The organism is Streptomyces sp. NBC_00224, from assembly GCF_041435195.1.
Classification (GTDB): Bacteria; Actinomycetota; Actinomycetes; order Streptomycetales; family Streptomycetaceae; genus Streptomyces.
In genome coordinates, this window is record NZ_CP108106.1 from 7,770,006 (window position 1) to 7,792,369 (window position 22,364).

Annotated in this window: 21 protein-coding genes; 8 read left to right on the plus strand and 13 right to left on the minus strand. The window is 71.7% G+C overall.

Annotated features, from left to right (window positions below; translation table 11 throughout):
* Nucleotides 1-105: 105 nt before the first annotated feature.
* The 3 genes from OG965_RS34765 to OG965_RS34775 all read right to left on the minus strand — a co-directional run bounded on the left by OG965_RS34765 (nucleotide 106) and on the right by OG965_RS34775 (nucleotide 2,938).
* Nucleotides 106-1,545 (minus strand): MFS transporter, encoded by a 1,440-nt coding sequence (locus tag OG965_RS34765; protein WP_371656030.1) that lies wholly within the window; start codon nucleotides 1,543-1,545, stop codon nucleotides 106-108.
* Nucleotides 1,532-2,218, minus strand: coding sequence for an SDR family oxidoreductase (locus OG965_RS34770; RefSeq protein WP_371656031.1), 687 nt, complete (start codon nucleotides 2,216-2,218; stop codon nucleotides 1,532-1,534). The genes OG965_RS34765 and OG965_RS34770 overlap by 14 nt, the downstream gene beginning before the upstream one ends.
* A gap of 231 nt (nucleotides 2,219-2,449) precedes the next feature.
* Entirely contained in the window at nucleotides 2,450-2,938 is a 489-nt protein-coding gene (locus OG965_RS34775) for a hypothetical protein (protein WP_371656032.1), read from the minus strand.
* Nucleotides 2,939-3,087: 149 nt separating this feature from the next.
* Here OG965_RS34775 and OG965_RS34780 point away from each other — a divergent pair, with 149 nt between their 5' ends.
* Nucleotides 3,088-3,651 carry a TetR/AcrR family transcriptional regulator gene (locus OG965_RS34780; protein WP_371656033.1) on the plus strand — a complete coding sequence of 188 codons (564 nt, stop codon included), beginning with the start codon at nucleotides 3,088-3,090 and terminating at the stop codon, nucleotides 3,649-3,651.
* 97 nt (nucleotides 3,652-3,748) lie between these two features.
* Nucleotides 3,749-5,302, plus strand: coding sequence for an MFS transporter (locus OG965_RS34785; protein WP_371656034.1), 1,554 nt, complete (start codon nucleotides 3,749-3,751; stop codon nucleotides 5,300-5,302).
* 45 nt (nucleotides 5,303-5,347) lie between these two features.
* Here the strand turns inward: OG965_RS34785 and sigJ are convergent, their stop codons facing one another.
* From sigJ to OG965_RS34805, 4 genes are all read right to left on the minus strand, one after another.
* Nucleotides 5,348-6,160, minus strand: a complete 813-nt coding sequence (sigJ, locus tag OG965_RS34790) for an RNA polymerase sigma factor SigJ (protein WP_371657145.1) — start codon at nucleotides 6,158-6,160, stop codon at nucleotides 5,348-5,350.
* A gap of 94 nt (nucleotides 6,161-6,254) precedes the next feature.
* Nucleotides 6,255-7,169: an NAD-dependent epimerase/dehydratase family protein gene (locus OG965_RS34795; protein WP_371656035.1), complete on the minus strand. Its 915-nt coding sequence runs from the start codon at nucleotides 7,167-7,169 to the stop codon at nucleotides 6,255-6,257.
* Nucleotides 7,170-7,255: 86 nt separating this feature from the next.
* Nucleotides 7,256-8,077, minus strand: a complete 822-nt coding sequence (locus tag OG965_RS34800) for a serine hydrolase domain-containing protein (protein ID WP_371656036.1) — start codon at nucleotides 8,075-8,077, stop codon at nucleotides 7,256-7,258.
* An 87-nt stretch (nucleotides 8,078-8,164) separates the two neighbouring features.
* Entirely contained in the window at nucleotides 8,165-9,256 is a 1,092-nt protein-coding gene (locus tag OG965_RS34805) for a phosphatidylinositol-specific phospholipase C domain-containing protein (protein WP_371656037.1), read from the minus strand.
* Nucleotides 9,257-9,641: 385 nt separating this feature from the next.
* Here OG965_RS34805 and OG965_RS34810 point away from each other — a divergent pair, with 385 nt between their 5' ends.
* From OG965_RS34810 to OG965_RS34820, 3 genes are all read left to right on the plus strand, one after another.
* Nucleotides 9,642-10,451, plus strand: coding sequence for a hypothetical protein (locus OG965_RS34810; protein WP_371656038.1), 810 nt, complete (start codon nucleotides 9,642-9,644; stop codon nucleotides 10,449-10,451).
* 131 nt (nucleotides 10,452-10,582) lie between these two features.
* The gene (locus tag OG965_RS34815) at nucleotides 10,583-11,416 is read left to right on the plus strand and encodes a neocarzinostatin apoprotein domain-containing protein (RefSeq protein ID WP_371656039.1); all 834 of its coding nucleotides are present in this window, start codon (nucleotides 10,583-10,585) and stop codon (nucleotides 11,414-11,416) included.
* 128 nt (nucleotides 11,417-11,544) lie between these two features.
* The gene (locus OG965_RS34820; RefSeq protein ID WP_371656040.1) at nucleotides 11,545-13,491 is read left to right on the plus strand and encodes an APC family permease; all 1,947 of its coding nucleotides are present in this window, start codon (nucleotides 11,545-11,547) and stop codon (nucleotides 13,489-13,491) included.
* 70 nt (nucleotides 13,492-13,561) lie between these two features.
* On the opposite strand, the gene OG965_RS34825 is transcribed toward OG965_RS34820, so the two are convergent.
* The 4 genes from OG965_RS34825 to OG965_RS34840 all read right to left on the minus strand — a co-directional run bounded on the left by OG965_RS34825 (nucleotide 13,562) and on the right by OG965_RS34840 (nucleotide 16,588).
* Nucleotides 13,562-14,890 carry a hypothetical protein gene (locus tag OG965_RS34825; RefSeq protein WP_371656041.1) on the minus strand — a complete coding sequence of 443 codons (1,329 nt, stop codon included), beginning with the start codon at nucleotides 14,888-14,890 and terminating at the stop codon, nucleotides 13,562-13,564.
* A gap of 18 nt (nucleotides 14,891-14,908) precedes the next feature.
* The gene (locus OG965_RS34830) at nucleotides 14,909-15,691 is read right to left on the minus strand and encodes a GntR family transcriptional regulator (protein WP_371656042.1); all 783 of its coding nucleotides are present in this window, start codon (nucleotides 15,689-15,691) and stop codon (nucleotides 14,909-14,911) included.
* A gap of 140 nt (nucleotides 15,692-15,831) precedes the next feature.
* Nucleotides 15,832-16,296: a cupin domain-containing protein gene (locus OG965_RS34835; protein WP_371656043.1), complete on the minus strand. Its 465-nt coding sequence runs from the start codon at nucleotides 16,294-16,296 to the stop codon at nucleotides 15,832-15,834.
* A gap of 64 nt (nucleotides 16,297-16,360) precedes the next feature.
* Nucleotides 16,361-16,588, minus strand: a complete 228-nt coding sequence (locus OG965_RS34840) for a hypothetical protein (RefSeq protein WP_371656044.1) — start codon at nucleotides 16,586-16,588, stop codon at nucleotides 16,361-16,363.
* Nucleotides 16,589-17,135: 547 nt separating this feature from the next.
* On the opposite strand from OG965_RS34840, the gene OG965_RS34845 reads away from it, so the two are divergent.
* Both OG965_RS34845 and OG965_RS34850 read left to right on the plus strand, forming a co-directional pair.
* Nucleotides 17,136-17,612 (plus strand): SsgA family sporulation/cell division regulator, encoded by a 477-nt coding sequence (locus OG965_RS34845; RefSeq protein WP_371656045.1) that lies wholly within the window; start codon nucleotides 17,136-17,138, stop codon nucleotides 17,610-17,612.
* Between the two features lie 256 nt (nucleotides 17,613-17,868).
* Nucleotides 17,869-18,819 (plus strand): carbohydrate-binding protein, encoded by a 951-nt coding sequence (locus OG965_RS34850; RefSeq protein WP_371656046.1) that lies wholly within the window; start codon nucleotides 17,869-17,871, stop codon nucleotides 18,817-18,819.
* A 54-nt stretch (nucleotides 18,820-18,873) separates the two neighbouring features.
* Here OG965_RS34850 and OG965_RS34855 read toward each other — a convergent pair whose 3' ends face one another.
* Nucleotides 18,874-19,938, minus strand: coding sequence for a DUF6528 family protein (locus OG965_RS34855; RefSeq protein WP_371656047.1), 1,065 nt, complete (start codon nucleotides 19,936-19,938; stop codon nucleotides 18,874-18,876).
* Nucleotides 19,939-20,081: 143 nt separating this feature from the next.
* Between OG965_RS34855 and OG965_RS34860 the strand changes: the two genes are divergently transcribed.
* The gene (locus OG965_RS34860; RefSeq protein ID WP_371656048.1) at nucleotides 20,082-21,071 is read left to right on the plus strand and encodes a GNAT family N-acetyltransferase; all 990 of its coding nucleotides are present in this window, start codon (nucleotides 20,082-20,084) and stop codon (nucleotides 21,069-21,071) included.
* Nucleotides 21,072-21,120: 49 nt separating this feature from the next.
* Here OG965_RS34860 and OG965_RS34865 read toward each other — a convergent pair whose 3' ends face one another.
* Entirely contained in the window at nucleotides 21,121-22,230 is a 1,110-nt protein-coding gene (locus tag OG965_RS34865; RefSeq protein ID WP_371656049.1) for a M4 family metallopeptidase, read from the minus strand.
* Between the last annotated feature and the right edge of the window lie 134 nt (nucleotides 22,231-22,364).

Below are 22,364 nucleotides of genomic sequence, written 5' to 3' on the forward strand. Positions count from 1 at the left end.
GCGCGCCGCCGTGCGCCGCTAACGTGGCCGCGCTGCGTAGTGCTCTGCAGAGCAGCCACTCCGCCTCGCCCCTCCGAGCAGAGCCCCCGCCCGGCCCGGCAGGCTTTAGCGGGCGACCTCGTACGCCGCCACGCCCGCTCGGCGGCCCGCGAGGGCCAGCAATGCGGCGCCCGTCAGGGTCCCGGCGACGAGTACGGTCGCCCCGGTCCACGCGGCGTGGCCCACGGCGTCCGTGAAGGCCGCGCCCGGGTTGTTGGCGCCTGCTGCCAGCCGGTCCGTGAAGCGGGAGGTCATCAGGGTGCCCAGGATGCTGGTGCCCAGGACCGCGCCGACCTGGCGGGCCGCATTGACCGTGCCGCTCGCCTCGCCCTCGCGGCCGCGCGGGACATGGCTGACGCCGAGCGCGGTGGAGGGCGCGTTGGCCAGTCCGCAGCCGAGGCCGAAGACGACGAGGGCGGCGGCGTACCCGCTGAAGGTGTCGCCCGGCTCGACGGTGGCGAAGAGCGCCGCGCCGAGGGCGGCCAGGAGGAGCCCAGTGATGATCAGCGGCCGGGGACCCCACTTGCGTACGAGGATGCCCGCCGCTACCGACGCGGCGATGAAGGTGCCGAATTCTGCCAGGAGTTGGACGCCCACCTCCAGGGCGCTCAGTCCGCGTACCTGCTGGAGCCACAGGACTTGCAGCAGTGAGATCCCGACGAAGCCGAAGAGGACGGTGGCTGCGAGCAGCAGGGAGGCGCTGTAGGACGGGTCGCGCATCAGGCGCAGGTCGACCATGGGACGGTCGCGACGGAGTTCCACGGCGATGAAGGTGCCGAGGAGTGCGACTGCTCCGGCGAGCGAGGAGAGTGCGCGGGCGGAGCCGTAGCCGTGGTGGCCGCCGTCTATCAACCAGTAGATGAGCAGGGCGAGTCCGGCCGTGCCGAGTACCTGGCCGGCCCAGTCGGGGCGGCCGCCGGGGACGCGTGACTCCTCCACCCGGGTCAGCGCCACGAGGACGGCCAGGGCGCCGAGTGCGAGGTTCAGCCAGAAGGCCGCGTGCCAGGTCCACCATCGCAGTGCGAGCCCGGCTGTGACGGGGCCGATGGCCAGGCCGAGCCCCGAGGCCGCGGCCCAGGCGGAGATGGCGCCCGCGCGGCGGCGCGGGTCGGGGAAGGCGTGGCTGACCAGCGCGAGCGAGCTCGGCGTGATGAGCGCCCCGCCGAGGCCCGCGAGGGCCTGGCCGACCAGGACCGTCGGCAGGCTGGACGCGAGGACCAGGACCAGTCCTCCCGCGCCCATCGCCACGGCACCGGCCAGGAAGACCCTTCTGCGGCCCCACCGGTCCGAGAGGGCGCCGGCGCCGAGGACGAAGGAGGCGACGACCAGGGTGTACATGCTGGGCACCCAGACGAGGTCGGCGGGGGCGATGTCGAGGTCGTCCTGGACCGCGCTGAGGGTGCCGATGGTCTGCGTGGTCTGGAGGAAGACGGTGAACAGACCGAGGCAGGCGGCCACGAGGACGGCCATGGGGCTGCCCTTGGAGCGGAGTTCAGTGCGCGGCATGCGGAACCCCCGAGAGCGCGGCCTTGACCTGGCGGGTGATCTCGTCGGCGAGCACTTCCTCCCGGCCCGCCTCGACCGCGTCGAGCACCTGGTGGGCGACGTCGACGGGGCTCGTCTTCGGCTGGTCGACGCCCGCCGCCATGTCGGTGTCGATGAAGGCCGCGTGTACGGCGACGGTCAACGTGCCCTGCGGGCGCAGCTCTTCGCGTATCGCGTTGGTCATCGACAGTGCGGCCGCCTTGGAGACACCGTACGAACCGATCTGCGGGAGGGTGTGCCACGACAGTACGGAGAGCATGTTGACCACGGCGCCGCCACCGTTGTCGGCGAGTACGGGGGCGAAGGCGCGGCACATCGCGAGGGTGCCGAACAGGTTGGTCTCCAGCTCCGCCCTCGCCCCTTCGAGTGAGTCCGTGCCGATCAGGGAACTCCCGCTCAGAATCCCCGCGTTGTTGAGGAGAAGGGAGGTGTCGGAGCAGAGTTCGGCGGCTGCGGCGACCTGAGTGGGGTCGGTGATGTCGAGTGCGACCGGGGTGAGACCCGGGTCGGTCACCGTGTGCGGATCGCGCGCCGCCGCGTAGACGGTCTTGGCGCCCCGCTCCAGCAGGGCGAGGGCGAACGCACGCCCCAGTCCTCGGTTTGCGCCGGTCACGAGTGCCGTGGTGTTGCGCATGCGTGTCTTCTCTCGGGAGTCATGGAAGGCCGTCCGGTCCGGAGCCCAGTGAGTTGGAAATCTGGACTCACCATAGCGGAGTGGGTTGGATATTCAAATGGATAGGGGTCCGTGTGGACGAGGGGCGACTGATGGGCGCGAGGAAGGTAGGGGAGGGGAGCGTGAGAGGTGAGGGGTGGTTGAGGGGGAGGGTGTTGTGGTGGTTGATGTGGTGGTGTGCGGCGGCGGGGGTCAGATCGCCGCTTCGACCTCCAGGTGGCGGTGGCGGCGCGCTCCCCGGTATTCCAGCGCCTCCCAGCCCAGCGGCCGCAGTGCGTCCGCGCACCGGCGCAGCGCCTCGGGTTCCTCCTGGGGCGCGCCGCCCCCTGCCGGACCCAGCCACTCCACGCGTACGACTCCAGGCTGATCGGCCGGGCCCACGCGGTAGCCCGTCGCGGTCCGCTCTCCGGCGGTGTCCACGGCCGACGGTGGAATGCCCGCGGCCTCCAGTGCCAGGGCGACCGCGCGCACCATCTGGTTCCGCTCCCAGGCGGCGGGCGCGGAGAGCGGGTCGGGGTGCTCGGTGTTCATCAGGCGCCGGATCTGTCGCAGCCCCTCGAAGGCGACCCGTACCGCGGCCTCCCGTAGGGCGGGCGGCTCCGTCGGCGCGGGCCCGTCGCCGGTCGCCGCCTCGAAAGCCGCCGCCGAAGGCCGGTCGCCGTGCTCGTGGGGAGGCGTCACCGTAATCCCTTCTCCGGGTGTCGGGGGGAGGGCAAGTGTCGCCGACTTGGCGGGGGTGTGGAGCCTGAGGGCCGCGAGGGCCACTTTAGTGAGCAAAGTTTGCACCATGTGAGACAGATTTGTATCATGTGAGGCATGGGAGGATCGTCATGCTGAAAGATGAAGCGCTGCTCGACGCGGCAGCGCGCGTACTCGCGGACAATCGCGGTGCCTCGCTGGTCCAGGTCGCCACTGGCGTCGGCATCAGTCGCGCGACGCTGAGCAGGCGCTACCCGACCCGGGAAGTGCTGATCAGAGCCGTCGCGGCGCGGGCCATCGACGTCATCGACGAACGGCTGGCCGCGACCGACCTGCCGGACGACGCGGACGCGGCGGTGTTCGACGCTGCACTCGAACGGCTGATCGCGGATCTCGCGCCCGCCGTGGACCTGTACGGCTTCACCGCCCACGACGGCCTCGTCCTCGCGGACCCCGTCTTCCGGGCCGGCCTGGAGCGGCACGACCAGCGCGCCCTGCGTTTCGTGACCCTCGGACAGCGGCTCGGGCGTCTCCGCGGCGACCTGCCGCCGTACTGGATCTGGTACATGCTGTGGGGACTGCTCGACGCGGCCGCCGAGGGCGTCCGTGACGGTCACCTCGGGCACCGGGAGATCCGCCGCCTGGTCAGCACCGTGTTCCGCAACGGCGCGGAACCGCCGGACGCCTCGCCCTGACAACAGCGTCCCCTCGCCCGTATCGCCTGGGCAACACCTCACAGGCCGGTACGGCACTTCGAACGAACCGCTTCGAACAGCTCCGAACGGAACACCCATGTACGCCCCTGTCTCCCGGCCCGCCGCCGACCTCACCGAACGCCTGGATCCCCGGCGCTGGATCGTCCTGACGATCCTCTCCGGGAGCCTTCTGCTGATCGCGATGGACACCACGATCCTCAACGTGGCCTTCCCGTCGCTGGTGGCGGACCTCCAGCCCGGCTCGGTCGAGCAGCTCTGGATCATCGACGTCTACGCCCTGGCCCTCTCGGGCCTGCTCGTCACCGCCGGTGGCCTCGGTGACCGCTGGGGGCGCAAGCGCCTGCTCCTGGTCGGGTTCGGCATCTTCGCGCTGGCCTCGCTGCTGGCCGTGTTCGCCACCGCGGCCTGGCACGTCATCGGCGCGCGGGCCCTGCTCGGCGTCGGTGGCGCCGCGATCATGCCGTCCACGCTGTCGATCCTGCGGGACGTCTTCACGGACGCGCGCGAAAGGGCGTTCGCGTACGCCGTGTGGGCCGCGGTTCTCGGCGGCGGTATGGCCCTCGGGCCGATCATCGGCGGCCTGCTCGTCCAGGACCACGGCTGGCAGTCGGCGTTCCTGCTCAACATCCCCGTCGCGGCGCTGGTGATCGGGTTCGGGCTGTGGTTCCTGCCCGAGTCGCGCTCCGCGCGGAGCGGCAAGTGGGACTGGTGGGGCGTGGGGCAGTCGATCGTCGGCATGCTCGCCCTCGCGGGCGGGATCAAGCAGCTCGGCAAGAGCGGCGTCGGCGACCCGGTGCCGTGGATCCTGCTGGCCGTCGCGGCGCTCGCCCTGACCGTGTTCGTACGCCGCCAGCTCCGCCTGGAGGTTCCCCTTCTCCAGGTCCGGCTCTTCGCCAACCGGTCCTTCAGCCTCGCCGCAACCGCCATCTTCCTCGGCATGGTCGGCATGGGTGCGGTGCTCTTCCTGGTGACGCAGTGGTTCCAGTACGCACAGGGGTACACACCGCTTCAGGCCGGTCTGCGGCTGCTGCCCGCGCCGCTCGGCCTGATCGTCACCTCGATGACCACACCCGCGCTGATGCAGCGCTTCCCCATCCGGCATGTGATGGGCGCCGGACTGGTCGCGATGGCGGCGGGGCTCGTGCTGCCCTGGGTCGTCCAGCAGTTCGCCGAGGTGGGCTACCCGGCCTTCGGCGTCGCCCTGGCGGTGCTCGGCCTCGGCGTCGGAGTGGCCACCACGGTGGCGTCCGTGACTCTCATGGCCGCCGCACCCATCGACGACGTCGGCGGCGCGGCCGCGATCGAGGAGACCTGCTACGAACTGGGCGCGGCCATGGGCGTGGCCATCCTCGGCAGCCTCGCCACCGTCCTGTACACGGCCAACCTGCCGTCGCTCGATCTGACCGGGCCGGGCGCCGACAAGGTGCGTGACTCCGTAGGTGAAGCGGCGCACGTGGCCGACGAGATAGGCGGCCCGGCCGGCAAGGCGCTGCTTGACACCGTCTCGCACGCCTACAGCACGGCCGTGACCCCGGCCTTCCTGGTCGCCGCGGGTCTCGCGCTTGCCGCCGCCGCGATGGTGTGGGCGTGGATCCCGAGGAACCTGCGCCCGACGGAGAACGCGCACTGAGGGCACTGAGGGAACTGAGGCATACGGCCCGCGGCCCCGGCCCGGTCAGTCGCCGTGACCGGGCCGCAGACCGTCCAGCTTGTCGGGGTTGACCTGGAAGCGCAGTTGGTGGATGCGTCCGTCCAGCAGATCGAAGGTCAGCGCGCCCACCGGGTGGCCGCCCACGCTGAAAAGCAGGCCCTGCTCGCCGTTGAGGGACGCGGACCGGGCCTCCAGGGCTTCCAGGCCGGGCTTGGCGAGGACGCCGAGCATCCACCGCGCCACATGGTCGCGGGTGTGCAACGGCCGGCGGGCGGCGGTGACCTTGCCGCCGCCGTCCGACCAGGCGGTCACGTCGGGGGCGAGCAGCTCCATCACGGCGTTGAGGTCGCCGCCCTGGCAGGCGGCGATGAAACGGCGGGTCACCAGGGAGCGCTGCTCCGCGTCGGTGTCGTACCGGGGGCGGCGCGCCTGGACGTGCTCCCGTGCCCGGTGGGCGATCTGACGGATCGTCGGCTCGGGGCGTTCGAGGACCTCGGCGATCTCCGCGTGGCTGTAGCCGAAGACCTCGCGCAGCAGGAACACGGCCCGTTCGACGGGGCTGAGGGTTTCCAGGACGACCAGCATCGCCATGGCGACGGTGTCGGCCAACTCCGCCTCCTCGGCGATGTCTGGAGTGGTGAGCCAGGGTTCGGGTAGCCAGGGGCCGACGTATGCCTCGCGGGTGACGGCGGCCGAAGTGAGCCGGTTCAGCGCCAGGTTGGTGACCGTGCGCACGAGGTACGCCTTGGGGTGCCGGACCTCGCTCCGGTCGGTCTGGGACCACTTGAGCCAGGCGTCCTGGAGGATGTCCTCCGCATCGCTGACGGTGCCGAGCATGCGGTAGGCGTTGGCGAACAGCAGCCGCCGGTGCTCGGTGAACGGGTCGGGGGCAGCGTCTTCGGCGGTCGTACGGATCACGGCGGTCAGGCTGTCAGACGCCCAGGGTGCGGGCAAGCGAGCGCACTCCTTCGACGCTGTCGGTGTGGCTCGGCTTCCAGCCCAGCTCTTCCTTGGCCTTGCTGCTGTCCAGGCGCAGATTGGTCGCCATGACGGTGTGTGCGAGCGGGGCGGGCTTGAGCAGCCACAGCGGGATGCGCAGTGGAGCCGGTGTGCCGAACGCCTCGGCGACGGCGCGGACGTGGCTGCCGAAGCCGGTCGGCAGGTCGTCCGCGATGTTGTACGCCTGCGAGGGCCGGCCCCGCTCGACGGCGGCCGCGACCGCGCGGGCCGCGTCGTCCACGTCCACCCACGCCAGCTCCCGGCCGTGGTCGGCGACGACCGGCAGCCTGCGCTTGCGCAGCATGGTGAGGACCGTCGTGTCGGTGACGTCCTTGCCGTAGAAGAGGCCGAAGCGCAGGCTGACCGCGTCGATCCCGTCGGCGGTGAAGGCGAGTTCCTCCTTGGCGCGCATCGCGCCGACGTGCTGCTCCAGCCAGGGGTTGGTCCCCGCCGGGCCGAACGGCGTGCCGTCCTCGGTGAGGAGCCGGTCGCCGTGGTCGCCGTAGCCGTAGCCGAACATCATGTTCTCCAGGACGATCCGGCGGGCTCCGGTGGCCCGGGCGGCGGCCAGCAGGTTGGCCGTGCCCTGGACGCGCAGGGCGTTGGTGCCCGCCATCTCCTGGTGGCGGATCAGGGACGTGCCCTGAAGCGCGGTGGCCGCGTGGATGACGACGTCGAACGCCATCCCGTCGACCGCCCGCAGCACCGCGTCCCCGTCCAGCAGGTTCACCCGTACCGTGTTGGACGCGCCGCGCCCGAGTCCGGCCACCTCGTGGCTCGCGGCGGTCAGCTCCCGCACGGCCCGCTGCCCCAGCACCCCGCTCGCCCCTGCCAGCAGAATCCTCATCGCCGTTGCCTCCGTCTCGCGTCTCCACCGTGGTGACGTCTATGGGACAACCGGGGGAGCGCGGACGTGACAGCCTTGAATGTGACCTACGTCACACTCTTCAAGTGGTCGATGCCGATCTTGTCGGTGGTGTCGGGATCGCCGCCGAGCCGGTGGACGAGGACCCAGGTGCCGTCCGGCAGGGCGCCCGCGAAGACGGAGGCGTCCTTGGTGGCCCCGTTGTGCCAGAGCAGGCGACCGGCGCGCTGCCAGGACGGGGCGGGCTCGCCCAGCCGGCGTTCGACGAGCAGCGAGGTGACCAGCCGGGAGGCCGCGACCGGGGTGGCCCACAGGCCCCCGGCCGGGAGGATCGCACCGGTCATCGTCCACGGTCTGACGGGGCGGCCGAAGAGCCGCGCGACCAGGCGCCGCTCCGGCGCCGGAGCGGAGGTGACGTCGGTGATGTCGAGCGGGCTCAGGACGTACTCGTTGAGCAGTTGCTCGTACGGGGCGCCGCCCGCGGCCGCGAGTGCCGAACCCAGCACCGCGTAGCCGAAGTTGGAGTACTCCTCGTCCTGGCCCGGGGGTGCGGTGGCCAGGGTGTCGAGGCGGCGGACGAGCGCGTCGAGCGCCTCGGCGTCGAACGGGGCGTACGGATCGCGGCGGTTGAGGCCGGGAGGCAGCCGGGGCAGGCCGGAGGTGTGGGTCGCCAGGTGCCGCAGGGTGATGCCGGTGCCCGTCGGGGCGGGCAGAAAGCGTTCGAGGGGATCGTCGAGATCAAGCGCGCCCGCGGCGGCGAGGCGGACCAACAGCGTGCCGGTGAGGGCCTTGGTCAACGAACCTATCTGGACGAACAGTTCGGGGTGGTGTCCGTGCTCCACCCGAGGCGGGGCGGAGCTGCTGAGGACGCAGAGGGGTATGGGGCGCACCCTTCCATGATCACTTATTTCGGTGCGCGGGTGTGCGGCGGGCCCGCCCCGATCGAGGCGAGGCGGGCCCGCGAGCTGCTTCCGGCGTCAGCCGCGGGGCAGCGTCAGGCCCTGGACCTGGGGAAGCGCGGTCCAGTCGTTGGACGCGATGGTCGCGTGGGACTTGGCGAGCAGCGCGATACGGGCCTGGGCGTCGGCCGGAGGCGGGTTCTTGCCGTCCAGGGCCGGTGCGACGTTGTGGGCGTCGGTCATCACCAGCAGATAGTGGTGGGCGTCGTACCAGGCGGTGTCGATGGTGCCGTTGAGATAGGTGGCGGCGTCACCGTCGAACAGGACGAACCACGGGCGCAGCGAGGCGTCCGCGTAGCGGGCGCGGGGGTCGCCGGACTGGGCGCCGTGGACCGTGGGGAAGATCTGGGCCTGGGCGGTGCGTCCGGCGGTGTGCAGATCGCGGAGGTACGTCGCGTACTCCTTGTCCGTCCACAGGGTGTCGGTCGGATTGCCCTCCTCGACCGTGCCCGGGATGATCTCCAGGATCACCTTTCCGGCGAGCTGTGCGCGGGTGGGCCAGTTCCCGGCCGTGGCTGCCTCGTCGAGGGTGGCGTACTGGCCGCCGCCCGGCTTGGCCAGCAGGTCGGCCGGGCGGAAGACGGCCGACCCGAGGTGGGCGCTGATCGCCTGGTCCAACTGGGCCGGGCCGAGGCCGAAGCGGGACTGGAACCCTGCCTTCATCTCCAGCTTGATCATGAGCGGCGCGTGCCCGGGGTGGGCGCCGAGCCAGACGCGTACGTCGTCCAGGCAGCTCTCCAGGTTCTTGTTGGCGCCACCGGAGTAGAGCTGCGCGGGCGTGCTCGCGTTGACGCAGTTGTTGCTGTTGCCCAGGGGGTTGGAGTGGCTGACCTTCCACTCCTTGGTGATGAAGTCGTCCCACACGTCGAGCTCGATCATGGAGGTGCCGGTGTCGAGCGCCTGCGCCAGATACGGGAAGGCGGCCGGGTCATAGGTGTTGTGCAGGCCCGACGAGGTGGCGCCGGACAGCGGCAGGCTCTCGGCTCCGGCGGCCGAGGCGCTGGTGCCGCCGCCCGCGCCGACGAGCGCGAGGCCGAGGCCGATGGCGGCGGCGCCGGCCAGCGCGGCGCGCAGACGGGGAACACGGCCTCTGGGCAACGGTTCTGACACGGGGACCTCCTGTGGGGGGACGACTCTTCGTCGGACGGTGACAGCAGAGTGTGAATCGACGAAGTCATGACAAGCAACACAAGCTGCATTCCGGTTGTCTCCGCAGAAACGAGCGACGGTGGAAGGGGGTTGGGTGGGCGGCACACTCGGCGCCCCGTCGTCGGCTGTTCCGGCCGCGGCCGTTCCCGCTGACCGAAAGGCGCTCTGGCCGCCCCGCGGTCCGCACAGCAGGATGCTGTCCGGCTCGGGTGGTGCTCGGCGCGTCGCCCACGCGGCCGGGAGAAGGGGGATGTTGATGACCGGAAGAGCGCCGGCCCGAAGAGGGCTGGCCCGCGGGGCGAGGAACCGGAGGTTGTTGATCCGTAGGCCGATGGCCCGTAGGCCGTTGACTCGTCGGCCTGTTCGGCAACTGCTGCGCGCGGCCGTCGCGTTGGGCCTCCTCTGTGTGGGCGGCACGGCCACCACCTCGGCCGCCGCCGCCTCCGCAGCCCGCCCCACCCCGGCCGTCGCCGCCTGCACCCTGGACACCGCGGCGCACGGGCTCGCCGGCAGCCCCGTCGCGGGGAGCCTGCTCTCGGTGCCGCGCGCCGACGGGCGGGTCGACGAGTTCCAGCTGTTCTACGACTCCACCGCCACCGGCGGGCTGCCCTTCGTCTGGCATCGCGACCAGTCCGCACCGGGCGGCGCCTACGGGCCGTGGACCCGGGTCAGCGCCGCGACGGTCGGGCCCAAGGCCCCCTATGTCACCGCCGCGGAGAACACCCAGGGCCACATCGAGCTTCTCTTCGCCACCTACGGCCAGTTCTGCCACGCGGTGGAGGACGACCGGCACGGCTGGACGGCGCCGGAGCCGTTCGGGCTCGCCCCCGGGCCGTACATGGGCGGTGTCGTCCTGTTCAAGGAACGCGACGGCAGCCTCGACGCCTTCGCCTCGACCACGGCCGCCGGGCGTTCGATGGAGGTCCGCACCCAGCGGAGCCCGAGCCCGGACTGGGGTCCGGCGCAGTCCATGGGCAAGGTGCCCGACCTCAATGTCGGGCTCAGCCGGCCCAGTACGGTCACCGAACTCCCCGACGGGCGGCTGCATGTGACGGTCCGGGAGTGGAACCGCGACCGGTACTGGCAGAACACCCAGCTCGCCGCGCACGGCACCTGGGGCGCCTGGGAGCTGTGCGGCAACGCCCAGTGCACCTGAGGAGTGCCCGCACACCGGAAAACGCCCGCGCACCGAAAACGCCCGCGCGCCTGAGAAGCATGCGCGCGTCTGAGAAAACACCCGCGCACCTCAGACCCGTACGTCCCTCAACCGGCTGGGAGGCCGAGGCAATGACCCGTACCGCATCCCGTACCGCACGTTCCAGACGCAGACGCGCGTTCCTCGGCGCGGCCGCGGCCTGTGGCACCTTCGCGCTCGCCCTCGTCGGCGCGCAGCCCGGTTCGGCCGCGCCCGCTCCCGACGGGCCCACCCTCAAGGTCGACCGGACCACCGGCATCCGCGACGGCGACATCGTCAGCTTCCAGATCACCGGCGGCCCGCCCAAGGAGTACGTCTGGGTCGAGCAGTGCGTGGCGGCCCCCGGCGGGGGTACGGCCTGCGACGAGAACACCGCGCGCCAGTTCCGCGTCTACCCCGACGGCACCTACCAGGTCTCGCCCAAGAAGCTCTATACGCGCCTGGACACCCCGGCCGGGCCGGCCGACTGCCGGGCCGCCACCGCCGCGAACCGGTGTCTGCTGGCGCTCACGGACAACGCGGGCGCCGTGCTCACCACCGTGCCCCTGCGCTTCCTGCCGCTCGCCCCGCTCGAAGCGCCGCCGACCCTGCGCGCCACGCCGAACAGCGGGTTGACGGACGGCCAGAGCGTCCACCTCAGCGGGCAGCGGTACGAGCCGCAGTACCACATCCCGATCCTGGAGTGCCTGGCCGGAGCGACCGACACCTTCGCCTGCCGCCCGGGCGGCCGTCCGCCCGCCACCACCGACCAGGGCCGGATCGACCAGGAAAGCACCCTCTCGGTCGCCTTCACGACGATCGACGGGCGCGCGGTCGACTGCCGCAAGGACAACTGCGAGCTGGTCGCGTTCGCCTCGCGCTACCACGGTCCTTCGACGGTCCGCACCCCGATCAGCTTCGCCCCGGTGCCGTCCGCGTCGCACTGACGCCACCCCACCCGACGGGTCCGGCCGTCCGGGTGCGGGGCGGCGGCGCCACTTCGCCCCCACCCGGATGGCCACCCCCGGCCGTGTCGTACGGCCGGGGCGGGCTCTTTCCCGTCGATGATGCGCAAATGCGCAGGTTCAACGCCAAACAGGTACTGGTCGGGCGTCCGCTGGACACCTCGCGGCTCGGCGAGACGCTGCTGCCCAAACGACTGGCCCTGCCCATCTTCTGCAGCGACCCGCTCTCCTCGGTGGCGTACGCGACCGAGGAGATCCTGCTCGTCCTGGCGCTCGGCGGTGTCACGCTGCTGCACCTGGCCTGGTACGCGGCGGCCGCGATCGTCTTCCTCCTCGTCGTGGTCGTCGCCTCCTACCGGCAGACCTGCTACGCCTATCCCGGCGGTGGCGGCGCCTATGTGGTGAGCGCCGAGAACCTGGGCGCCACCGCCGCCCTCACCGCGGCGAGCGCCCTGCTCGTCGACTATGTGCTCACCGTCGCCGTCTCGGTGGTCTCCGGTGTCGCGGCCATCACCTCCGCCGTGCCCTCGCTCCACGACCACCAAGTGGCGCTGTCCGTGGGCTTCGTCACCGTCCTGACCCTGCTGAACCTGCGCGGCGTGCGCGAGTCCGGCCGCATCTTCGCCATTCCCACCTACGGCTTCGTCGCCGTCATCTACGTGATGTTCCTGATCGCCGGCGTCCGTCTCGCCACCGGCACCACCATCCGGGCCGAGTCGGCGCACCTGCCGATCCACCAGGCGGGCACCTACACGGGGATCGCCCTGGTGCTGCTCGCGATGCGGGCGTTCGCGTCCGGCTGTACGGCGCTCACCGGCGTCGAGGCGATCAGCAACGGGGTGCCCGCCTTCCAGAAGCCCAAGAGTCGCAACGCCGCGGCGACCCTGGCGGCGATGGGCTTCCTGTCGGTCACCATGTTCGTGGGTATCACCATGCTGGCCCTGGTCTACAAGGTGCACGTAGCGGCGGACCCGACCGAGCTGGGGCTGCCGCCCGGCACCGCCACCTCCACCGCGCTCGCCCAGATCGCCCGGGCCACCTTCGGCCACGTCGACATCCTCTTCTACCTGGTGCAGGCGTTCACCGCGGGCGTCCTGGTCCTCGCCGCCAACACGGCCTTCAACGGCTTCCCGATGCTCGCCTCGATCCTCGCCAGGGACCGGTACGCACCGCGCCAGCTCTACAACCGGGGAGACCGGCTCGTCTACTCCAACGGCGTGGTGCTGCTCGCCCTCGCGGCCATCGCCCTGATCATCGCCTTCGACGCCGAGCTCACCCGGCTGATCCAGCTCTACATCATCGGCGTCTTCGTCTCCTTCACGCTCTCCCAGGCGGGCATGGTCCGCCACTGGCGCAAGGAGCTGAGCACCGGCCCGGCGGCCCCGCGGCGGCGCAGGATCCACCGCTCCCTCGCCATCAACGCCGTCGGCGCCGCCCTCACGGCTCTCGTCCTCGTCGTCGTGCTCATCACCAAGTTCACCCACGGCGCCTGGCTGGTGATCATTGCGATGCCGGTGCTGTTCGCCGGGATGAAGGGGGTTCGGCGGCACTACGATCAGGTGGCCCGGCAGGTCGCCGTCTCGCCGCAGGACAGGCCGCGCAAGCCCGCGCGCCACCATGTGCTCGTGCTGGTCGCCTCGGTGCACGCCCCCACCCTGAAGGCGATCGGCTTCGCGCAGGCTCTGCGGCCCAGCACGCTGACCGCGCTCACCGTGGCGGCCGACGAGGACGTGGAGCGGCTGAGGCGGGAGTGGGACGAGCGCGATCTGGACGTACCGCTGAAGATCCTCCACTCGCCGTACCGCGAGGTGGTCGGGCCCGTCATCGCCCATGTCCAGGAGCGGGCGGCGGCAGACCCGGACGCGATGGTCTCCGTGGTCATCCCCGAGTACATCGTGGGCCACTGGTGGGAGCAGCCGCTGCACAACCAGAACGCGCTGCGGCTCAAGGCCAGGCTGCTGTTCACCCCGGGCGTCGCCGTCATCGACGTGCCGTATCTGCTCCAGTCGGCGCGCCCGAGGGAGACAGCGGCGGTTCCCGGGCCGGGCGGCGACTGAGTCTCCCGGCGGCGAAGACGCCGAACGGGCCGGACGCGTGTGCGTCCGGCCCGTCGTCGTGCGGGGGTTGTCAGCCCGTGATCGAGAAGACGACCCGTATGCCGTTGGTGGAGTTGATGCGCTCGTTGATGCCCCAGATCCGTCCTGTGTCCGGCGAGTAGCCCAGGTTCTGGGTGAGGACCGGGGAGGTGGTGTACACGTGCGGGGCGTCGTCGGGCAGCGCCCGGTGGATGCACGAGTAGTCGATGGCGTCGCCGGATCCGCCGCCGGTGCCGGTGGGGCAGGTGCCGCTCATGTACCAGTACTGGCCGTTCGTCGCGGCGCCCTGCATCGCCCAGACCGGGGACGAGTAGCCGACGGTGGCGTGGCTGACGCCGTGGCCGGACGGGTCGGTGGTGGTGGGGAGCGCGGTGAGGTAGTTCAGCGGCCAGCGCACGACCCGGCCGCCCGCCCCGCCGGGCTTGTACTCGGCGGAGACCAGGCCGTCCTGGCCGGTGCGGTCCAGGCTCAGCGAGTTCAGACAGGGGCTGGTGCCGGTGGCCACCACACAGGCGGTGTTGTCGTCGGCGGTGGTGCGGTAGCGGCCGACCATCGGCAGCGCGTAGTTGCTCCAGCGCGCCGAGGACGTCGTGCCGGTGATGCCGACCGACTCCTGGCTGGAGTTGACCTTCCAGATGTGCTGGAGGTCGTACACCTGCAGCCAGCGGCCGTTGGCGACGAAGACCTTGTTGCCGTACCAGACCACACCGTCGGCGTGGGTGCCCTGGACGGCCCGGAAGTTGCCGTCGCCGCCCGCCCGGGTGCCGGTCGGCTCGACGAGCAGCAGATGGTTGTACGCGATCTTGCCGTTGTCGGCGTTGACCAGGCTGACGCGGGCGAACTCGTTCGCCACCGGGTTCGCCCCGCCCATGCCCCGGCTGAAGTGCCAGGAGGCCAGGAACGCCTTGTGGCCGTCCCACAGGCCGCCCGGCTGGGCGTCGTAGGAGCCGGTCAGGCCCTGCGGCGTCCAGCCGCCCGCGTCGGTGTACGAGTTGGACGTGTCGTCCGCCTTGTCCCAGCAGAAGCCCGCGGGGCTCAGGCCCGACGCCAGACCTGTGGTGTGGCACAGGCCGTTGGTGCCGGTGCGGCCGCCCGAGGTGAGCACGCTCGTGGCGTTCACCTGGGCGACCGCGCCCTTCGCCTCCACCGCCTTGATCGCCTCGTCGTAGACGTCGAAGGTGTTCTGGCGCTGCCCGCCGAAGTCCGCGACCGGGTCGAGGGCGAACTGGCTGACGACGGCGCTGTCGATCGAGCCGAACGGTGTGGCCGCCTGGGCGGGGCCGGCCGTCGCCAGGGAACCGGCGACGGCGGCGAACCCGGCGGCCAGGGCGGTGAGCCCCGTCTTCCATGATCTGGTCATGGGCAGGAAGGGTATGCGTCAGAGCGGCGGGCGCACATCCCGGGCCGGGGACGTGAAGTGATATATGGGGCCTTGTTCGGCATGGGGGAAGGTCAGCAGGGTGATCTCCACCGTGCGGTGGTGCTGGTCGCGCACCTCGCGGTGGATCTCCAGCTGCGGGACGCCGTCGGAGCGGTCGTCGCCGGGGGCCATGGTGAGCTGCTCGTTGTGCTCCAGGCTGAGTCCCGCGTCCGCCGCCCAGGCGTACAGGCGGCGCAGATCGCTGTGGGTGTGGTGGGACAGCGTCCGCTCGTAGCGGGCGAGGAGCGGGATCTGGGCGATGAGGCTGGGGGAGAGGTAGCTGACCGCGTGCTGGATCACCCTGTCGCCGGCCGAGGCCGTGTAGTAGTGGACGAGGGTGCGGGAGCCGGGCCGCAGGCCCAGCTGCGTCGCGTACGTCGCGGGAGCGGCCTCCCAGACCAGCCGGGTCGAGGCGGCGATGCCCGCCCTGGGGCTGAGCGCGCCCAGCGGGAACTGCGCCTCCGGAGGCGCCTGGAGCAGCCGTGCGTGCGCCTCGCCGGGGCGGTCGCCGCGGACGAAGGAGCCGCGCTTCTCGGTGCTGATGAGCCCCTCCTGCCGCAGTACGTCCAGGGCCTGACGGATCGTCTGGCGGTTGCTGCGGTAGTGCTCGGCGAGGATGCGCTCGGCGGGCAGCCGGTGCCCGGGGGTCGAAGTGCCGGACTCGATCGTGGACTTGAGGTCGCGGGCGATCTCCAGATATCGGGGAACGGGGGGCAGGGAATGACCATGTGTGCCGGGCATGTGTCTCCCTAGAGTGATCACTGCGGGTGTCTGAACGGTTCTGTGGAGCGACTGCCTTTGTATCATTGGTCTAGACCGCCAAGGCGATCCGGGCCGTCCGATTGGCGAGATTGCAACACGCCCGACGGGCGGCGCGGGGGTCAGGCGGGCAGGAATGGCCGGAGCGCGTCGTTTGCGTCCGGAAATCCCCTCAGGTCGGCCTCTGTCGCGAACTCGTGGTCCGCGTAGTCGAAGCCGGGGGTGACCACCTCGGCGACGAGGCCCTGTACGGCGTCGTCGACGAGGTGGGAGGCCTTCCAGTGGCCGCCCGGGACGAGCAGGAACCTCTCGTCGTCCGCGCCGAGGCGGACCCGGTCGAGGCTGCCGTCCGGGGCGAGTGTCACATACTCGACCGGACCGCCGTCCACCAGGAAGTGCAGGATGTCGCTGCGGTTGCGGTGCAGGCGGCCGCGCGGCTCGTCCCGGGTGAGCAGGTAGTAGATGGAGGTGGCGGCCGGGCGGGCGCCCCGGGGCAGCGACAGTCTGTGCTCGCTGGTGTAGATCCGCCGGAAGTACCCGCCCTCCGTGTGGGGTTCGAGTCCGAGCTCCGCAACCCAGTCCCGCATGGCGCGCACCCTTCCGATCGCCTTCGCCGCCTCGGAGCCCCATAGTGGCAGGCCCGGCCGGACATCATGGCCCCGAGGCACATGTATCGGTCTGCAAGTCCTCCACCAATGCGAACAGTCTGGCCTCGTTGCCCGCCAGGCCCGCCGCCCGCAGGGACTCCTCCGCTTCGGCCATCGGCCCGGCGAGCAGCGCCAGGGCGCGAGGCGCCGTCGCCGGGTCGGCCAGCACGGCCTGCGCGGTCTGCAGCAGCCGGACGTACGCCTTGGCGGCCGTGCGCTCCGGTTCGGTCATCTCGGCTTCTCCCTCGTGTCCTTGGAAAGGTGTCGGACCGTCAAGCATCTCTCGCGGCACTGACAACGAGGGTCGCGCGGCGCGCGGAGGGGCCGGGGCGGCGTGTCCCGTACGGCTTTACGTCGCGGGCTCGGGGATCACGTCGCAGGTTCAAGGATTCCTCATGGTCTGGTCCAAGTCGTTGACGTGCCCCGGACACGGCTCGATTCTGCTGGGAACCCCTCCCCCCTCCGGCCCCGCCGGGCCCACAACGGCCGCATGTGGAAGGCCAAGTGGTGGACCCGGAACGAGGAGCCCGGGACCACCGGCCAGTGGGGCGGGTGGCAGGACGAGGGGGCGTGCTGATGCGTCCCGACGCGTCCGTGTGTCCGGCGCGCCCCCTTGACCGGGGGCGCGCCTGCACGTTTTCGGGGGTCGATGGGGGCAGTTGAGTCGGTTCGGGCGCGCGGTGCGTATGTGAGGTGGTGGAATCCGTCACTAACACCACTGTCCATTTCGTCATAGAGGACATAGAGACGACGCTGGTGCCCGTCCCGAGGGGGGAGACATGGAAGAGATCTGCGTACCGCTGTATGTGGAGCTGCTGCACGAGGGGGGTGATGCCATGACGCCGGTGGAAGCCGTGATGACCTATGACTCCGACGATCCGCTCGCGGTGTCCGTGGACTTCGTGTGCGGCAACGGCACTCACACCACCTGGACGATGGGCCGGGACCTGGTGGCCGAGGGGCTGACGTCCCGCCGCCCGGTCGGCCTGGGTGATGTGCGGGTCTGGTACTGCGGCGACGGGGGGTTACGGATCAGGCTGGATTCGGACGAAGGCAGCGCCGACCTGCTCGCCGGTCTGGAGGACGTCGCGGAGTTCCTTTCCCGTACGTACCAGCTCGTTCCGGAAGGGAGTGAGTTGGACGGCTACGACGTGGACGCGGTCCTGGACCTCTTGTTCGCGCCGACCCCGTCACCGGCCCCGGCCTGCCGCTGGTGCGGCCGGGAGTGTCCGTGTCTGGACCACGGCGCCCAGTAGACCCGACGGGGGGAACGGATTCCTGAGCCCGCCGCCCGCCCCGGCGCTTCCCGGAGCGGGCGCGGCTCGAAAGCGTCCTGCGTGAACGTGTGTGGCTCCTGCGGCTATTGACAGTCCTGTCAATGACATGGACATTACAGTCGCTCATTCGGTTCCGCCGCGGCGCACCACCCCGCGCCGCCGCCGGACCGTGCTCCGACCCCCCACCGTCGTACCCCATGACGTCCGGACCCCGGGTCCGGTCTGGAGGAGCCACGTGAACAGACACACGCCCACCCGAGCGAGGTCTGCCAGATCCGCGAGAACCGCCCTCGCGGCCGCCCTGCTCGTCACCGCCGCGGCACTGGGCACCGTGCGGAGCGCCGGGAGCGCCGCCGCCCGGCCCGCCGAACGCCCCGGCGCCGCGCCCTCGCCCGACGCCCCGCACCACGGCGCCGTCGCAGGAGCCCGCGCCCCCGGCCACGACACCGGCCGCGACCGCGCCGTCGAGGCGCTCAAGGACGGCCGCGCCGCCCACCGCCCCGCGCGCGCCGCCGCGCTCACCCACAACTGGTGGGGGATCTTCCCCCAGCCCGGCACCCACGACGGCATCACCGCCACCCACAGCGTCGACGCCGCCTATCACGTGAGCGACGCGGACAACTTCACCTACGCGCCCACCACCAAGGCGCAGAACTCCTGCATCGAAGTGGTCACCGCGTACTGGAACAGCGGCAACGAGCTGTGGGCCTGGGACTGGTGCTCGCAAAACGGCGGCCCCGCCAAGATCCTTCCCCTGGACGCCGACTTCCGCGCGAAGTACACCACCGCCGTCGACGGCCGCCCCGCCTTCAGCATCCAGCTCGTCAAGGACACCGGTTCCGGCAACCGCTGGTCCTCGTACCTGTACAACCACCGCACCGCGCAGTGGGAGCTGCTCTACCGCCAGTCCGGCACCGACCAGAGCGACCTGGACTACGGCTGGGACATCTTCGAGATATACGCGAGCGTCAACCCGGTCACCAAAGTGGGCTACTACTGCACCGAGGCGAGGAACACCGTCTTCGACAGCAGCACGATCCAGCTGCGCAAGAACGGCGTCTGGAAGCCCGCGCGACCGGCCGACTCCCCGTGGACCGAGGCGAACCCCTCCGGGCGGGACTTCCTCTGCCCGCCGCTGAAGTTCCTCCAGGCGGGCGCCAACGACCACTGGACCGTACGGCAGTGACCGAGTCCTGACCCGCCGACCGGCGTCCGGCCGTCTTCCCCCGGCGGCCGGACGTCACGGCGCGTCGGCCGTCCACCACCGCGCTTTGTACAGGCTCGACCCCTTGAGCTCCTCCTCGCCGCCGGGCCCGTGGAAGCGGATGCGCGAAGTGCACCAGGAGCAGGGGGCGCCCGGCTCGGGGCTGACGGTCAGGACCTGCCCGGTGACCGGGTTCTGGCTGACGCTCTTGACCGTGGGCCGGTCGACGGCGCTCTGGTCCGCGTACGGGACGAACGCGCCGGTGCGGACGGCGAACCGGCGCACATGGCCGCTCGTCGACAGCCACATCGGGGCGTCCGCGCCGAGCGCCCGCGCCAGATCGTGGCCGCCGGACTCGGGCAGCGCGAGGGTGCGCGCCGCCGTCAGCCGCGGGCCCGCGGCGCCGCCCTCCACGGCGAGGCCCACGATCAGCTCGTTGCCGAGCGCCCACAGCAGCCCGCTGCCCGCGTCCCAGAGCAGCCCGTGCGCGCCGGGCAGCGCGAACGAGGCGTACACCCCGGAGCGCGCGCCCTGCGAGGCGGTGTAGACGCGGACGAAGCCGCCGGTGCTCGCCGCCACCGCGATGTTGCCGTCCGGCAGCAGCTCGACGCTGTGCGGGTTGGTCCACGCGGGCAGCGACGCCGCCCAGTACACCGCCCCGCCCTCGCGGTGGACCGCCGCCACGAACCCGCCGGAGGCACAGGTCAGCAGGAGCGGGCCGGAGGCGGTGGACCGGGCCTTGGCCTCGCTGACGTTCCGCCAGCCGCTGCCCGGATCGAGATCCGCGAGGCCGGGGTCGTCCACGGGCGTCCAGGACCACAGCGGCAGCAGATCGGCGGCCCGCGCCGTCCGGTCGGGATTCCCGGAACGCCAGTAGGCGCTGGTCGCATCGAGGAGGAGCACGGACTGGGACGCCTGGTCGCAGGCGAGGATCAGGGTCTGCGGCGCCCCGGGCGCCCGGGACGCGGAAGCGGTGGACGGGGCCCGCCCGGCCGCGTGGGCCGTCGGCGCCGCCAGCGCGGCGAGCCCGCCGGCCACAGCGGCGCGCAGCAGGGCCCGGCGGGGGGCGCGCGGAGAGGATGCGGATCGCGTCGTGGACACGGGGCCCTACGTTGACAGGCGCTGTCATTTCATACGGCGACGGGGCGCCGAGTCCGCGCCCACTCCACCCGGACGGGCCAGCGGGTCCCCGGGCGCACCGGGCTCGGCGGGCGGTGCCGTCGCGCGCACCCGACTATGGAGCGGTGAACACCACGTCGCACATCGCACCCGGGGGGTTTCTGACGCGCCCGATGGACAAGGCCGACGTGCCCGCCTGGCTGGACCTGCGCGGCGACGCGGAGCGGGTCGACCGCACCGGCCACCACGTCGACGCGGACGACCTCGCCGAAGAGCTGGAGAACCCCAAGCTGGACCTGGAGCGGGACACCCTGACGCTCTGGGACGGCGCGCGGATGGTCGCGTACGCCCTGGTGCACGCCCCGGACGGCGCCGTGGACGCGGCCCGCTTCCGCGGTGACGCGGCGGTCCGGCCCGAGTGGCGGCGCCAGGGGCTCGGCCGCCATCTGGTCGCCTGGATGGACTCCCGGGCCCGCGCGCTCTACGCCGAGGGCTTCACGCACCTGCCCGGCGAGCTCCTGATCAGCGGGAAGTCCGGCGACGCCAACCTGCTGGCGCTCGCCGCGAGCGCCTCCTTCACCGCCTGCCGCTGGTGGTTCGAGATGATCCACCCGCTCAACACGGGCCGCCCGATGACCGGAGGCGTACCGGAGGGACTGCGGCTGGTGGCGTTCGAGCCCGGATACGACGAGGTCACCCGGCTGGCCCACAACGACGCCTTCCGGGACCACTGGGACTTCACCGAGATGGACGGGACCGACTGGCGGACCTGGGTCGTGGGCGCCCGCTCGTTCCGCCCTGCCCTGTCGCGGCTGCTCCTCGACGGGGACGAGGTGGTGGCGTATCTGATCGCCGAGGAGTACGACGCCGACACCGCCGCCGAAGGCACCCGCGACTGCCACATCGGCTATCTCGCCACCCGCCGCTCGCACCGGGGCCGCGGCGCCGCCCCCGCCCTGATGGCCGCCACCCTCGATGCGGCCCTGACCCGCGGCTACGACAGCGCCTCGCTCACCGTAGACACCGCCAACCCGTCCGGCGCCCTGGGCCTCTACGAACGGCTGGGCTTCACCACCCACCGCGAATACGTCACCTACGCCCGGCCGCTGGGGTAGCGCCGAGCCGCCGCACACATGGGGCGGCTCGGCACGGGCAGGGCTCGGGTCAGTTCACGTTGACGGCGCTCCAGGCCGCCGCCACCGCCGCGTACTCGGTGCTGCCTGCCCCGTACAGCTCGCGGGCGGCGGCGAGCGTGGAGGTGCGGGCGGCGCGGTAGTTCGCGTTGGAGGTCAAGTACTGGGTCAGGGCGCGGTACCAGATCGCCGCCGCCTTCGTGCGGCCGATGCCGAGGAGCTTGGCGCCGTTGACGGTGGGGCTGTCGTACGTGATCCCGTTGATCACCCGGGGGCCGCTGCCCTCCGCGAGCAGGAAGAAGAAGTGGTTGGCCACGCCGGAGCCGTAGTGCGGGTCCAGGTTGGGCAGCGACGGTGACCAGTAGTCCGGCGAGACGCCGTCGCGGGAGGGGCGGTCCATGTAGCGCAGGGGTGTGCCGTCGCCGTTGAAGTCGGGCTTCTCGCCGATGAAGTAGTCCGGCACATCGGCCGGGATGTCGGCGTAGAACTCGACCATCGTGGCGAAGATGTCCGAAGTGGCCTCGTTGAGCGAGCCGGGTTCGCCGCTGTAGCCGAGCCCGGCGGTGGCCGAGGTGACCCCGTGCGTGATCTCGTGGGCGCCGATGTCGAGAGCGGTGAGAGGGTGTGCGTTGCCCGGCCCGTCACCGTAGTTGATGCACCCGCACGCGTCGCTCCAGAAGACGTTGGGGTAGTTGGAGCCGTAGTGCACGACGCTGCGGACGCCCTTGCCGTCGTTGCGTACGCCCAGGCGGTTGAACGACGACTTGTAGTAGTCCCACACCGACGCCGCCGCGAACTGGGCGTCCACCCCCACGGACTGGCGATTGGTCGGCAGCCCGTTGCCCCATACGTTGTCGGCGTCGGAGAAGATGGCGTGCGTCTGCCCGTCCACGGTGTTGGTGTTGCCCCGGGTCGGGTCCTGGAGCAGGTACGACGTGGCCGTCCTCGTGGTCGTCAGCGGCACCTTGCCGTCGAAGATCCCGGTGCCGCTGCCCAGGGCGGGGGAGTCGGCCGCGGCGGGCGGTGCGCCGGTCAGGCCCGCGACGGTGGCCGATACGGCGAGTACGGCCGCCGCGAGCGCGGCCCGGCCGCGTCCGGTGGTGTGCGTGGATCTGGTGCCGCGGTTCCTCTGTCGGTCCATCTGCTGCCTGCCCCTCGGTCGGCGACGCGGGCGCGGTGGCGCCTCGCTCTCGGGGCGCCGGGTGGGCGCCGGGTCGCAGCATGGGGGAGCGGGGCGCGGGTTGGCAGGATCCCGTCAAGAAAATGGCTCGGCTT